We start from the raw sequence: 14,572 nt of genomic DNA, 5'->3' as shown, positions 1-14,572 counted from the left end.
TTAAGAAAAATAACACGCAAAACCATTCAAACCAAAACTTAACTCAAAAATTGTAATCATGGAAATGACAATCTAAACCACTAGTTAAATCAGATAATTTTTTTAACTCATTCATTAACACTGTTAGAAAATATAACGCGATTTAAAATAAAAAACAACATTACTTAAATTAACACTTCATTAAAAAAATAAAACTTAAAATGAAAACAACTGCAAAAGCAAAATTAATCGTACTTATATCGAGTATCATTCTTTTACAAAATTGCACAAAAGCGGCAGAAGGCACTAATGCTGCTCCACCCGCTCCGGAATTGCCAGTTTATACCGTTACTACATCTCCAGCAACAATATATCAGGAATTCCCAACTGCATTGGAAGGAAAAAACAATGTGGAAATCAGATCTCAGGTTGACGGATATTTAGATAAAATTTATGTGGAAGAAGGTGCTTACGTAAGAGCCGGACAACCTTTATTTAAAATAGATTCAAGAGCTTACGGAGAGCAGATGAATATGGCAAATGCGAATTTACAGGTTGCCAATGCCAATATCCAAAAAGCAAAAGTTGAGGTTGACAGACTGGAACCTCTTGTATCTGCGAAAGTAGTTTCTGAAGTACAGTTGAGAACGGCAAAGGCAAATTACGCAGCAGCCGTTGCAGCAGCTTCACAAGCGAAGGCTTCAGTTGGTGGTGCAAAAATCAATGTAGGATTTACAACGATTACCGCACCAGTAAGTGGTTATATCGGAAGAATTCCTTACAAAAAAGGAAGTCTTATTTCAAGAACAGATCCAAGCCCGTTGACTTTATTATCAGACATTAGTGAAATCTACGCGTACTTTTCTTTGAGTGAGCTTGATTTTATTGGTTTCCAGAAAAAATATCCGGGAGCAACTTTAAACGAGAAACTTAAAAATATGCCGATGGTAGATTTGGTGATTGCCGACAACAGCACGTATCCTGAAAAAGGTAAAATGAGCATTGTTGACGGACAATTCGACAAAACAACAGGAGCAATAAGCGTTCGTGCCGTTTTTCCAAATGCAAACGGAGCATTGAGAACAGGAAATACAGGTAGAATTCGTATGCCACAATTGATGTCGAATGCATTAATCATTCCACAGGAATCTACGTTTGAAATTCAAGATAAAACTTACGTTTATGTTCTTGGAAAAGATCAGAAAGTGACCAGCAAACCCATCACTATTTCAGGAAAAACTGAAAACTATTACTTCATTTCTGATGGTGTAAAAGCAGGTGAAAAAATAGTTTATGTTGGTTTAGGTAGCTTAAAAGACGGTGTTTCCATCAAATCCAAAAATATTTCTTCTGATAGTCTTTTGAAAGCAAGACCATTGTAAAAACCGTTTAAACTTTTAACCACAAAAGTCACAAAAGATTTTTTTTCTGTTTGAAAAAGTAGAATACTAAAATTTTAAAGTTCACAAAAACGAAAATCAAAGATTTTCAAAACTGATGTGTTCTTTTTAAAAGCAATAATTAAAACTTAATGTGACTAATGTGTTTAAAAACTATTGTGTCTTTTGACTTCGTCGAATCTTCGATTTGTAGTAAGAACATAGTTTAAACAACATTAAAAAAATAAACTTCTTATGTTAAAACAATTTATAGATAGACCGGTACTTTCTACGGTTATCTCCATCATACTTTTGCTATTGGGAGCGATGTCGGTTTTCAACCTTCCGATTACGCTATTTCCCGATATTGCACCACCGAGTGTTCAGGTGACGGCATTTTATCCGGGAGCGAATGCAGAAGTTGTTGCCCGTTCCGTTGCAGTTCCTATTGAAGAAGCCGTGAACGGTGTTGAGAACATGACATACATGACCTCCAATTCAAGTAACGACGGATCAATGACTTTGAGTGTATTTTTCAAGCAAGGTTCAGATCCGGATAATGCCGCGGTAAATGTTCAAAATCGTGTTTCAAAAGCAATAAGCCAGCTTCCGCAGGAGGTTATACAGGCAGGAATCTCAACTCAGAAAGTTCAAAACAGTATGATCATGTTTATGGGTCTTTCGAGTAATGACCCGAAACAATACGACGAACTTTTCTTACAGAATTACCTGAAGATTAACGTTATTCCGCAAATACAGCGTATTCCCGGAGTTGCTCAGGCACAGGTTTTCGGGACAAGAGATTACTCAATGAGACTTTGGTTAAAACCAGATCGATTAGCAGCCAATAACCTTTCACCACAGGAAGTTTTAGCAGCAGTAAAAGATCACAATCTTGAAGCTGCACCTGGACGTTTGGGACAAGGAAGCAAGGAAACTTACGAATATATTTTAAAGTATAAAGGTAAATTAAACAAAAACGAAGACTACGAAAATATTGCCATCAAATCGAACAGTGACGGTTCATTTTTAAGATTAAAAGACGTTGCAAGGGTAGAATTTGGTTCATATACCTACACGGCAGCGAATAGAGTTGACGGAAAACCGGTTGCTGGTTTTGCTATTCTTCAAACTGCTGGTTCAAACGCCAACGAAATTTTAACGGATATTGAAAAGCAGGTTGAGCAGATGAAACCTTCACTTCCAAAGGGAGTTGAGCCAATTATCATGTACAATTCTAAAGACTTTTTGGATGCATCAATTCATCAGGTTGTAGAAACTTTAATTATCGCATTCATTTTGGTATTTATTGTAGTGTACATTTTCCTTCAGGATTTCAGATCTACATTAATTCCTGCGATTGCCGTTCCGGTAGCAATTGTCGGTACATTTTTCTTCCTACAATTATTTGGTTTCAGCATCAATATGTTGACATTATTCGCATTAGTTCTTGCCATTGGTATTGTAGTGGATGATGCGATTGTCGTTGTAGAAGCCGTCCATTCTAAAATGGAGCAGACAGGAATGCCTGTTGAGCAAGCGACGACAAATTCAATGAGTGAAATTTCCGGAGCGATTATTTCTATTACATTAGTGATGTGTGCGGTATTTATTCCGGTTGGTTTTATGCAAGGTCCTGCAGGAGTTTTCTACAGACAGTTTGCCTTTACTTTGGTGATTGCAATTTTGATCTCTGCCATTAATGCATTGACATTAAGTCCTGCTTTATGTGCTTTATTATTAAATGATCCTCAAGGAGAACATGGTGAGCACGGTCAGAAAAAAGGTTTTGGAGCGAAGTTTTTTAACGCTTTCAACAAGAGCTTTAATAATATGACCAAAAAATACATTTACAGCCTGAAGTTTTTAATTAAAAATAAATGGCTTGCGGTGGGAGGTTTAACAGTAATTACAGCGGCAAGTGTTTTCTTGATCAATAAAGCTCCTACAGGATTTATTCCTACAGAAGATCAGGGATTTGTTTTGTACGCAGTGAATACGCCACCGGGAAGTTCATTAGACAGAACACACAAAGCAACCGAACAGATTGATAAAATCATTAACGGTGAAAAAGCTAAAAAACATCTTTGGGTAGCCGACGGAATGAATTTCATCAGTAATGCCAACGCTTCACCATATTCTGCAGGTTTTATTAAGCTGAAAGATTATGAAGACCGTGGAGAAATGAAAGATCCAGATCAGATTGCAGCAGCCTTAACAGGAAAAGTTGCACAAGTAAAAGACGCCAATGCATTCTTCTTCAACTTCCCTACCGTACAAGGTTTTGGTAACGTTTCAGGTTTTGAATTTATGTTACAGGACAAGACCAATGGCTCTTTTGAGCAATTGGGAATCAATACTCAGGTTTTCATTGGAGAATTGATGAAACGTCCGGAAATTGCTTTTGCTTTTACAACCTATGCAGCCGGAAATCCTCAATATACCATTGATGTAGATACCGATAAAGCCAATCAATTGGGAGTTTCTATTACAGAATTGATGCAGACCATGCAGATTTATTATGGAAGTAGTTTCGTTTCAGATTTCAACAGATTCGGTAAATATTACAGAGTGATGGCTCAGGCAGATATTCCTTACAGAACCGATGCGAATTCTATGGAAGGAATTTATGTTAAGAATAAATCAGGCGAAATGGTTCCTGTAAAGACTTTGGTGACTTTAAAAAGAACTTTCGGACCGGAAACGGTTTCAAGAAATAACTTATTCAACGCTGTAACCATCAACGGAACTCCAAAACCTGGTTACAGTACCGGAGACGCCATTAAAGCCGTAGAAGAAGTTGCTCAAAAATCACTTCCAAGAGGATATGGTTACGAATGGACAGGGATTACCCGTGAAGAAATCAAAACCGGCGGACAAACTGCTTTTGTATTTATGCTAAGTATCTTATTTGTATATTTCTTATTGGCAGCTCAGTACGAAAGTTATATTCTTCCATTTGCGGTTATTTTGACCATTCCTACAGGGATTTTCGGAGTATTTGCATTCACAGGATTAGCCGGAATTGATAATAATATCTACGTTCAAGTTGGTTTAATTATGCTCGTCGGATTGTTGGCGAAAAATGCGATTCTAATTGTAGAATTTGCCGTTCAGCGAAGAAAAGCCGGAAAAACATTGATTGAATCTGCACTTCAGGCGTCAAGATTACGTTTAAGACCTATTTTGATGACTTCATTTGCTTTCATCATCGGTATGTTACCGCTAGTTTGGACTCAAGGTGCAGCAGCAAAAGGAAATCACTCTATCGGAATCAGTACCGTTGGTGGAATGTTTACAGGAGTTGTCTTCGGAATTTTTATCATTCCGGTGATGTATGTCATCTTCCAATATTTACATGAAAAAATGCCGAGCAGAAAACAAAAAAGACTTCAAAAACAAAAATTGGAGGAAGAACTTTTGGCAACAGCACATTAATAAAAAATGATTTACAAAACTTTGAGATTTGAAATTCGTACAAAAATTTTTCTTCAAATTTAATTTTTAAGAATTTCTGAACCATTAAGATTTTTATTAAGAATATTAAGATGAGCTTCGCTTGAAGTACAATTCTTAAAAAATTTATTGATTTTTCTTAACCCAACTTAACTTCTTAAATATCCTTAATGGTTCAAAACAAGCAAAATATTATCTCCTACTAAAGACAACTTTGCTTACTACTCAAAGTTTTGTGATCAATTTAAATATCATATTTTAATTATGAAAAGAGTAAAAAATATAATCATCGCTTTTGGGATTGCATTAGGTGCAGTTTCTTGTGTGCCGAAATTGGCCTATCAGGAAACGAAACCCGAACTTCCCGAAACATTCAAATACACCGCGACCGCAGACACTGCAAGCGTTGCCAACTTAGAATGGAAACAATTTTTCAACGATCCCATTTTACAGGATTTAATAGAAAAAGGAATTAAAAATAATTTCGATTTACAGATTGCATTAAAACAAGTAGCTTCCTCACAGGAAAAACTGAAACAGGCAAAATATCTTCAATATCCCGATGTTGGTTTCGGAGTTTCGGCTCAAATCTCAAAACCTTCAAAAAATAGCATGAATGGACAAAGCTTAAATTTATTTTTAGGTCAAAGTCATGTTGAAGATTATAATGCTGCATTTAATTTATCTTGGGAAGCAGATATTTGGGGGAAAATTAAAAATCAGCAGGAAGTTTCAAAAATGCAGTATCTGCAGACTTATGAAGCGACAAAAGCGATTCAGACACAGGTTGTCGCAGCGATTGCTCAGGGTTATTACAATTTATTGATGCTTGATAAACAATTACAGATCGCAAGATCAAACTTAGATTTAAGCACCAATACGCTTTCGCTTACAGAAAAACTGTGGCAAAGCGGTGACACGACTTCTTTGGGAGTTCAGCAGGCGACTGCTCAAAAACAATCGACAGAACTATTGATCACGCAATTGGAGCAAAATATTGCAATCCAGGAAAATGCTCTGAGTATTTTAGTAGGTGAAAATCCGAATAAAGTTAACAGAACGATTGAGATGTCTGACACTTCTTTACCACAGGATATTTCAGCGGGACTTCCAGCAGCGATGGTAAGTCGTCGTCCGGATGTTCGTCAGCAGGAATTGGTTTTATTGGAATCAAATTCTTTGGTAGGAATTGCGCAGGCAAATATGTATCCTGCGTTAAAAATTACCGCAAACGGTGGAGTCAATTCATTTAAAATTGATAACTGGTTTCAAATTCCGGCTTCGTTATTCGGTTCTGTTTTGGGCGGTTTGACTCAGCCTATTTTCCAGAAAAGACAGTTGAAAACAGATTTGAATGTTGCTAAAATTCAGAGAGAGAAAAACGTTTTGGCATTCCGTCAGTCTGTTTTGAATGCAGTTGGTGAAGTTTCTGATGCTTTGGTCTCTAATGAAAGTTTAAAAGTTCAGGAACAGAAAGCAACAGAACAGGTAACAACCTTGAAAAATGGAATTAAAAGCGCTGAAATGCTTTATAAAGGAGGAATGGCAAATTACCTAGAAGTAATCACAGCTCAGGGAAATTCTCTACAGGCTGAACTGAATCTTGCGTCGGTAAAAAGACAGAGATTAAGCAGTATTGTAGATCTGTACCGAGCTTTAGGAGGCGGTTGGAAGTAGTAAATTTAATTATATTGTTAATGGAATGCGGTCTCTCGGGATCGCATTTTTTTGTTTTAAAATTAAATTTTTAATACTAATTATTCCCTCTTTCATTCTGAACGGAACACAGTGAAGTGAAGAATATATAAAATATTTGCAGAGATTCTTCCTTCGTCAGAATGACAAAGATTCTACAAAAAAACACAAAGTTTGTCATTCAGAGCGAAACGAAGTGGAGCGTGGAATCTAAGCTTAATTTGTAGAGTTCTGTAATTGCGTTGTTGAGATTCCTTCGGAATGACAAATTCTGAGCAGAATTTTTTAACGCAAAGTTTTATTTTAAGGAAGTATAGTTTTGAGGTGCAAAGGATAGCGACAAAGTCGCTTAAGACAAAAAGATTCGTCAGAATCAATTTTCTTGATTCCATTCTTTGCTCCTTAAAAATATTCAGAATAAAAATAAATCTTTGCGTTAAAAAAAGAAATTACTTTTGAGTTTGCTCATTAATATATTCAATCAACCCATCAAAATCCTCCGGAGAATATCCCAATTGCAAATAATGAATATCATCCGCTTTCCGATACCAAGTCAGTTGACGTTTTGCGTATCTCCGGCTGTTTTTCTTAATTTCAGAAACAGCAAATTCCAAATCCCATTCTTCATCAAAATATTTAAATAATTCAGAATAACCAACCGTATTCAAAGCCGTCAAATGTTTAAATTTCTCTAAACCTTTTGCCTCATCCAGCAAACCTTTCTCCATCATCAAATCCACTCTCCTATTGATCCTGTCATACAATTCCTCTCGCGGAGCTTCAATTCCGATTCGGATAATATTGAAATCTCGGGAATCTTGTGAAATTGCAATCAACTCAGAATATTTCTTATCCGTCTGCCAAATCACATCAATAGCTCGTAAAAGCCTTCTGTGATTATGAAAATCTACTACCTCAAAATATTCAGGATCTAATTCTTTCAGTATTTCCTGCAATTTTTCGATTCCTTCATCATCGAGAATTTTCTGAAGTTTAATTTGATTCTCTTCATTAGCTTCAGGCAAATCATTCAAACCTTCAATCACCGCTTTTTCATACATCATACTTCCGCCAACCAAAATGACAGTATCATATTTTTCAAAAAGTCCGTTGAGTTTTTTTAAGGCATCTTCCTCGTATTGCCCAATTGAATAATATTCCTGAACAGAAAGATTTCCTATAAAATGGTGAGTTGCTTCTGCTAATTCTTCTGCAGACGGAGAAGCCGTTCCGATAATCATTTCCTTAAAAAACTGACGCGAATCGCAGGAAACAATTTCTGTACTGAAATGTTTTGCTAAATCAATGGCCAATCTTGTTTTTCCAATTCCGGTAGGTCCTACAACAGAAATCAAATTTTTATTTTTCACTTTGCTAATTTACGAAATTGAGTTGTTTTGACTTTAAATTTCTTAAACCACAAAAGTCACAAAAAATAATCTTGAGAAATATTTAATTTTTCAAAAGTTTAAAAAGAAGTACATAAACTTTTTTGAACTTTTAAATATCTAAAAAAAGCAAAAAAAGTCTTTTGTTACTTTTGTGGTTAAAATTGAATATATTTAGAACACATGCATTGAAATGTTTATCTTTGTACGACAATAAAAAACTATGATTTTATCAATGACCGGCTTTGGTAGAGCCGAAGGTGTTTTTGAAGGAAAGAAAATTTCTATAGATATTAAATCACTGAACAGTAAGAGCTTTGATTTGAATATCAAAATTCCTTTACGTTACAAAGAAAAAGAATTTGAAGTAAGAAAAATTCTAAACGATAGAATCATCCGTGGAAAGGTAGATTGCTACATTAACATTGAGAATCTTGAAGAAACTAATGATGTGAAAATCAACAGAAGTTTAATTGATTCTTACATGAATGAGCTTAAAAATATCGCTTCAGACGGTCCTGATTTTGAATACCTTAAAATGGCGGTAAGACTTCCGGATGCCATCACATCAAGACCTGACGAATTAACTGAAGGAGAGTGGGAAGCTTTGGCAAAAATAGTGAATACGGCAGTCGATAAATTCCAGGAATTCAGAAAAACGGAAGGAAAAATTCTTCACGAAGAATTGGAAAGAAATATCAAAAATATAGATAAATACCTTTCAGAAGTTATTCCTTTTGAGGAAGTTAGAATTAATTCTGTAAAAGAACGTTACATGAAAACTTTAAAAGAGTTTGAAAACGTTGACGAAACTCGTTTCTATCAGGAAATGGCTTATTTCACAGAAAAATTAGATATTTCAGAAGAAAAAGTAAGACTTTCGCAACATTTGAAATATTATTCTGAAGTGATGGAAAATGAAGATTTTAACGGAAAAAAACTTGGTTTTATTTCCCAGGAAATCGGAAGAGAAATCAACACTTTAGGTTCAAAAGCCAATCACGCTGAAATTCAGAAATTGGTGGTAATGATGAAAGATGATTTGGAAAAAATTAAAGAGCAAACGTTAAACGTATTATAATTTAGTTGTTAGTTTTTAGTATTTAGTTTTTGGATGAAAAATGTGATCAAATATAATTTCTTCAAAAGCTATATACTAAAAACTAAACACCAACAACCAAATGAAAAAAGTTATCATATTTTCAGCGCCATCGGGAAGTGGAAAAACAACATTAGTAAAACATTCGTTGGAAGCAATTCCTGAATTGGAATTTTCCATTTCCTGTACAACGAGACAACCGAGAGGAAGTGAAATTCATACTGTTGATTATCATTTTATTTCACCTGACGAGTTCAGACAAAAAATATCTGATGATGCCTTTGTAGAATTTGAAGAAGTGTATACCGATAAATATTACGGAACTTTAAAATCTGAGGTAGAAAAGATCTGGAGTCAGGGAAAAGTTGTTATTTTTGATGTAGACGTAAAAGGCGGAATTTCATTAAAAAAATATTTTGGAGAAAAAGCATTGTCGATTTTCATAGAACCACCTTCGATCGCCGAATTAGAACGAAGATTGAATTCGAGAGGGACGGATGATGCAGAAACCATAAAAACGCGTGTAGAAAAAGCTGAAGAAGAGCTTACCTACGCTATAGAATTTGACAAAATCGTGATTAACAGCGATTTGAGTGAAGCAAAAATAGAAATAGAAAGTTTAATAAAAAGTTTTATAGAAGAAACTAGAAGTTAGAGATTAGAAGTTAGTAAAAACACCTGCAAATTTGGTGTAAAAACTAACTTCTAATTTCTAAAATCTAACTTCTATAAAAGAAAAACATTGAGGCTGAAATGAGCACTGAAACATTAGAAAAAGCTAAGTCTACCCTTCCTGTAAAAGGATTTTTAGATTTGAAAGATATTGACATTCCTCAAGGAGAAGACCTAGTAAAAGCGATTCTCCAACTGAAAGAAGAAAAAAACGCCGTTATTCTGGCGCATTATTATCAACCGGGAGAAATTCAGGATATTGCTGATTTCCTGGGAGATTCTCTTCAATTGGCAAGACAGGCAAAAGATACAGATGCTGATATGATCGTATTCTGCGGAGTACATTTCATGGCAGAAGCTGCAAAAATCTTGAATCCGACGAAAAAAGTTGTCCTTCCCGATACGATGGCTGGATGTTCTTTGGCAGACGGTTGTTCAGGTGAAGGTTTGAGAAAAATGCGTGAGCAGCATCCAAATGCTTTGATTGCAACTTACATCAACTGTAATGCAGAAACAAAGGCAGAAAGTGACATTATTGTAACCAGTTCAAATGCTGAAACAGTGATTGAAGCTTTACCAACTGACCGACCGATTATTTTCGCTCCGGATAAAAACTTAGGAAGATATTTATCTAAAAAAACCGGTCGTGACATGATTCTTTGGGACGGAAGCTGCATCGTACACGAAGCTTTCTCAATGGAAAGAATCGCGCAACAGCTTGCCGACAATCCTGATGCAAAAATGATTGCACACCCTGAAAGTGAAGAAGCTGTTTTGAAACTGGCTCACTTCATCGGTTCTACTTCTGCCCTTTTAAATTTTGTTGAAAAAGATGATTGTCAGAAGTTTATCATTGCCACTGAAGAAGGAATTCTTCACGAAATGAGAAAACGTGCACCACACAAGGAATTGATTCCTGCTTTGGTTTTTGACGAAAGCTGTAACTGTTCAGAATGTTTTTATATGAAACGAAATACAATGGAAAAATTGTATTTGTGTATGAAATATGAACTTCCTGAAATTTTAATTGAAGAAGAACTTCGGCTGAGAGCTTTGAAACCGATTGAAGCAATGCTCGATCTTTCGAAAAGTATTAAATAATAAAAAGAGCTGCCTCACTTGAGACAGCTCTTTTACTTTTTCGTTGAGAAAGTATTTTCATTTATGAAAGACCTCCATCTACACAATCCATATGTACTAAAACTTTAGATTGGCAACATTTTGGTAAAGCATTGTACGCTTCACATGAACGTGGAAAATCAGGACCGGGTCCGTATGGTCCGGGAGGGCAATTTTCATTACAAACGGCACCACCATTAACAGACTTCAACTTTTCTCTGTTTAATTTTTTAAGATTTTTCATATTTATTTGATTTGTTTAGTTATTAAATATAATACTTTTGTCTATATATATAAAATCATGAGCAAAATCTTTTTAGAAGATGTAAAAATATACGCTTACCACGGCGTTCTTCCCGAAGAAAATATTATCGGAACTTATTATATTTTAAATACTGAAATTCACACAGATTTATGGGATGCTGCAGTTTCTGATGATTTGAATGATACGATCAGTTATGCAGATATTAATGAAATCATTCATGATGAGATGAAAATTCAATCTAAATTATTGGAACATGTTGCAGGGAGAATCATTACCAAAATAAACGAAAAATTCAGTCAGATTTCTTACATTAAATTAAGAATTACCAAAACAAGTCCACCCATGAAAGGCGAAATGAAAGGAGCGAGTATAGAACTTGAAAAAAGTTTTTTATTAGGCGGAATTATAGAAAATGAGTAATTTTCAGTTTTAAAAAAATCAAAACACAGTGAAGATGAAGGTATTCAAAATATTATTTCTACTGTTTTCTATCGGTATTTTTGGCCAGAGCAATACTTCAGGTGACGCTATTTACAATTTTCCAAAAATAAAATCGAGCATTACAATGCCGGTAACTATTCCATTATCAGAGATCAGCAATATCATTAATGCTTCGGTAAAAGATATGATTTTTCAGGATGATTCTTATACCGATAACGACAATGATCAGTTTAAAGTAAAAGTCTGGAAAACCCGACCAATACGACTCGTAGGAGATGCCAATCAAAACATTGCGATTGAAGTTCCATTAAAAATATGGGCAGAAAAAGGCATTGGCACTTTGGGAGTTTATACCTACCAAGAAACGACTTTTGAAACGGTGATGTATTTTAAAACAGCTTTAAGTTTTAAGAATAACTGGACAGTAAGCACATTGACACAACCCATGGGCTTTAAATGGGTGAAAAAACCTGTGCTGGATTTTGGAAAAATTAAAATCCCTATTACTTCTCTGGTAGAAAAAAGCCTGAAAGAGCAGCAGCAGAATTTTAGTAAAATCATCGACAAACAAATGGCTGCACAGCTCAATTTTCAACAATATGCTGCTTTGGCCTGGAATGCTTTTTCTCAGCCTTTCAATATTTCAGAAGAATATAATACTTGGTTGAAAATAACTCCTATCAACGTCAATATTACTCCACTTAAATTTTACGGCAATCAAATTGACACCAATATCGGCATTGATATTTTTTCGGAAACATATACCGGAACAAAGCCAGAAGCTTCTCAACCCGTGAAAGCAGTGATGAATTTTAATTTTATTCCGCTTTTGGCCAATCAGTTTGTATTACAAACGACTGCAAATATTCCTTTTTCTGAAGCAACCGGCATCGCAAAAAAAACATTTTTAAATAAAGAATTTGATATCAGAAATTCTAAAGTTAAAATTACGGATATCAAAGTGTATGGAGAAGCAAACCGTATTATGATAGAAGCTGATACAGAAGGTTATGTTAACGGAACGGCTTTTATTTCGGGTATTCCTGTGTATGATGAAACTAAGAGAAAAATAGTGCTTTCAGATACAAAATTCAAACTTAAAACAAACAACATGCTTCAGAAATTAGCAACTTCTCTCTTCAAAGGAAAAATTGTAAAAATGATTGAAGATGAATACGGAATTCCTACAATTGATCTTGAAACATCATCTAAAAAAAGTATTGAAGATGCCTTTAATAAAGAATATTACAAAGGACTAAAAATGACCGGTAAAGTTTTTAACTTGAAACCTCATCAAATTCTTTTAAATGATTCCGGAATTACAGCTGTAATTGATACGAATGCAAATTTGAAATTTACCTTAAAAGGATTTTAAACTAAAAACTAACATAAATATGAGAAAATATTTACAGATTATTGACCGGCACAGAGCAACAAAAGGGATGAGATTTGCCAATATCCTTGTTGACAGAATTGTATTTAATTTTATTTTTTTTGCGTTAGGACTTTTGGGAGGTATTCTTGATGGAATTTTTGGAATGTATTATTTCACCAAATTCTTTGATCAATTGGCTGGATTAGGAAGAGTTGCCGATATTATCATCACCAGTATTATATTTTTCTTTTATATTTTTTTGATTGAATATTTTACCAAAGGAAGAAGTCTCGGAAAATACATTACCGGAACAAAAGTAGTAATGACAGATGGTAATGAACCAACTTTAAGTGATTATTTTATGAGAAATATTATACGATTGGTTCCTTTTGATGCTTTATCTTTTTTTGGAGAAAACGGATGGCATGATAGCTGGAGTGACACAAGAGTCATCAACATCAAAAATTATGAAGCTGAAAGACAGGCTAAGAACGAAATTGATGCGATTGGAATAAAAAAAATTGCATGAAAAATTTGGAGAACATTATTATTTTCCTATATTTGCACCACCTAAAAATGGTGCTTTGGCCGAGCGGCTAGGCAGTGGTCTGCAACACCATCTACAGCGGTTCGAATCCGCTAGGCACCTCCAACTAAGTCCCTAATCTATACAAGTTTAGGGACTTTTTTGTTTTCTTTAAATTACTCATCCACTAGTAAACAATAAATTTACTTTTTTGAAAAATATTTTTTATAATGGGGAAAGTCTTGGCTGTAATACCAAAATCCTGATTTACTGCTTTGCTGTTTCAAACAGATAGAAATAAAGAAAACAAATAGCAAAACTAAACCTAATAATATAAAATTCTCAAGCAATGAAAGATAGTCTGATATTTCCATGGGTCGATTTTTAGTTCTTATAAATATATGCAAAAGAGACAATAAAAACGAAATAATTTCTCTATAATAAGAGATTTAATTAAAAAAAATCAACCAGATGGGATAAACACTGACTTCTTCGAACGATTCTTTATGAAAAACATTTTAAAACTTTAACATTTCCTTAACTAAACCTTGGCTTCATAATTGAAATTATCAAGACATAGACTTTAAAAGTCTTACTAAATAGAAAAATTTGAGTTATGAAAAATATAGTTTTAGCAGGTGTAATCTCAATATTTGCATTGACGGCCTGTAAGAAGGATGACAATAAAGTGGCTGAAAAAACATTAGAACAGCAGAAACTGGAGTTTCAGGCTAGACAGCTTGATATAGAAAAGCAAAAACTGGCCATTGAAAGAGAAAGATTTGCTTACGAAGCACAAAAAAGAACCGACAGTATAGCTGAAGTTGAAAAAGCAAAAACAGCCGCTGCAGCAAAACCTCAGGTAATCAAAGAAACCAAAACAATATACAGAGATGCCCCTTCTTCTAATAACGGAAGTCAGGCAAGCAATTCTTCATCTCAAGGTACTACAACAGCTAAGAAAAAGGGAATAAGTGAAGCGGCAAAAGGTACTGCAATTGGTGTAGTGAGTGGTGCTGCCTTAGGAGCTATTGTCAATAAGAAAAACCGTGGTGGTGGTGCAGTTGTAGGTGGTATTATCGGTGGCGCAACAGGATATACTTTAGGTAGATCACAAGATAGAAAAAGTGGTCGGGTACAGCCTAAATAATTAAATATTTTCAAAAACATGAAAGATT

Annotated in this window: 12 protein-coding genes and 1 tRNA gene; 11 read left to right on the top strand and 2 right to left on the bottom strand. The window is 34.7% G+C overall.

Annotated elements, in window-relative coordinates:
- Positions 1–200: 200 nt before the first annotated feature.
- The 3 genes from B5X64_RS05865 (at position 201) to B5X64_RS05855 (ending at position 6,491) form a co-directional block, all read left to right on the top strand.
- On the top strand, positions 201–1,361 hold the full coding sequence (locus tag B5X64_RS05865; RefSeq protein ID WP_079464356.1) for an efflux RND transporter periplasmic adaptor subunit: 1,161 nt from the start codon (positions 201–203) through the stop codon (positions 1,359–1,361).
- A 252-nt stretch (positions 1,362–1,613) separates the two neighbouring features.
- Positions 1,614–4,796 carry an efflux RND transporter permease subunit gene (locus tag B5X64_RS05860; RefSeq protein WP_079464355.1) on the top strand — a complete coding sequence of 1,061 codons (3,183 nt, stop codon included), beginning with the start codon at positions 1,614–1,616 and terminating at the stop codon, positions 4,794–4,796.
- A gap of 282 nt (positions 4,797–5,078) precedes the next feature.
- Entirely contained in the window at positions 5,079–6,491 is a 1,413-nt protein-coding gene (locus B5X64_RS05855; protein ID WP_079464354.1) for an efflux transporter outer membrane subunit, read from the top strand.
- 467 nt (positions 6,492–6,958) lie between these two features.
- Here the strand turns inward: B5X64_RS05855 and miaA are convergent, their stop codons facing one another.
- Positions 6,959–7,879 (bottom strand): tRNA (adenosine(37)-N6)-dimethylallyltransferase MiaA, encoded by a 921-nt coding sequence (miaA, locus tag B5X64_RS05850; RefSeq protein WP_079464353.1) that lies wholly within the window; start codon positions 7,877–7,879, stop codon positions 6,959–6,961.
- A gap of 241 nt (positions 7,880–8,120) precedes the next feature.
- Between miaA and B5X64_RS05845 the strand changes: the two genes are divergently transcribed.
- The 3 genes from B5X64_RS05845 (at position 8,121) to nadA (ending at position 10,769) form a co-directional block, all read left to right on the top strand.
- Positions 8,121–8,978 (top strand): YicC family protein, encoded by an 858-nt coding sequence (locus tag B5X64_RS05845; RefSeq protein WP_079464352.1) that lies wholly within the window; start codon positions 8,121–8,123, stop codon positions 8,976–8,978.
- A gap of 100 nt (positions 8,979–9,078) precedes the next feature.
- Positions 9,079–9,651, top strand: a complete 573-nt coding sequence (gene gmk / locus B5X64_RS05840; RefSeq protein ID WP_079464351.1) for a guanylate kinase — start codon at positions 9,079–9,081, stop codon at positions 9,649–9,651.
- 98 nt (positions 9,652–9,749) lie between these two features.
- The gene (gene nadA / locus B5X64_RS05835; RefSeq protein ID WP_079464350.1) at positions 9,750–10,769 is read left to right on the top strand and encodes a quinolinate synthase NadA; all 1,020 of its coding nucleotides are present in this window, start codon (positions 9,750–9,752) and stop codon (positions 10,767–10,769) included.
- A gap of 61 nt (positions 10,770–10,830) precedes the next feature.
- Here the strand turns inward: nadA and B5X64_RS05830 are convergent, their stop codons facing one another.
- Entirely contained in the window at positions 10,831–11,031 is a 201-nt protein-coding gene (locus B5X64_RS05830) for a bacteriocin-like protein (protein WP_079464349.1), read from the bottom strand.
- Between the two features lie 54 nt (positions 11,032–11,085).
- On the opposite strand from B5X64_RS05830, the gene folB reads away from it, so the two are divergent.
- The 5 genes from folB (at position 11,086) to B5X64_RS05805 (ending at position 14,544) form a co-directional block, all read left to right on the top strand.
- Complete coding sequence (folB, locus tag B5X64_RS05825) at positions 11,086–11,472, top strand: dihydroneopterin aldolase (RefSeq protein ID WP_079464565.1); 387 nt, start codon at positions 11,086–11,088, stop codon at positions 11,470–11,472.
- Between the two features lie 34 nt (positions 11,473–11,506).
- Positions 11,507–12,868, top strand: coding sequence for a DUF4403 family protein (locus B5X64_RS05820; protein WP_079464348.1), 1,362 nt, complete (start codon positions 11,507–11,509; stop codon positions 12,866–12,868).
- A gap of 19 nt (positions 12,869–12,887) precedes the next feature.
- Positions 12,888–13,397 carry an RDD family protein gene (locus B5X64_RS05815; protein ID WP_079464347.1) on the top strand — a complete coding sequence of 170 codons (510 nt, stop codon included), beginning with the start codon at positions 12,888–12,890 and terminating at the stop codon, positions 13,395–13,397.
- Positions 13,398–13,446: 49 nt separating this feature from the next.
- Positions 13,447–13,520, top strand: a tRNA-Cys gene (locus B5X64_RS05810).
- A 490-nt stretch (positions 13,521–14,010) separates the two neighbouring features.
- Entirely contained in the window at positions 14,011–14,544 is a 534-nt protein-coding gene (locus B5X64_RS05805) for a glycine zipper domain-containing protein (protein WP_079464346.1), read from the top strand.
- Positions 14,545–14,572 lie beyond the last annotated feature (28 nt).

The sequence above is a fragment of the Chryseobacterium balustinum genome, from assembly GCF_900168205.1.
Classification (GTDB): domain Bacteria; phylum Bacteroidota; class Bacteroidia; order Flavobacteriales; family Weeksellaceae; genus Chryseobacterium; species Chryseobacterium balustinum.
Note: the sequence above shows the minus strand (reverse complement) of the source record. Positions and strands in the feature narration are given on the sequence as shown.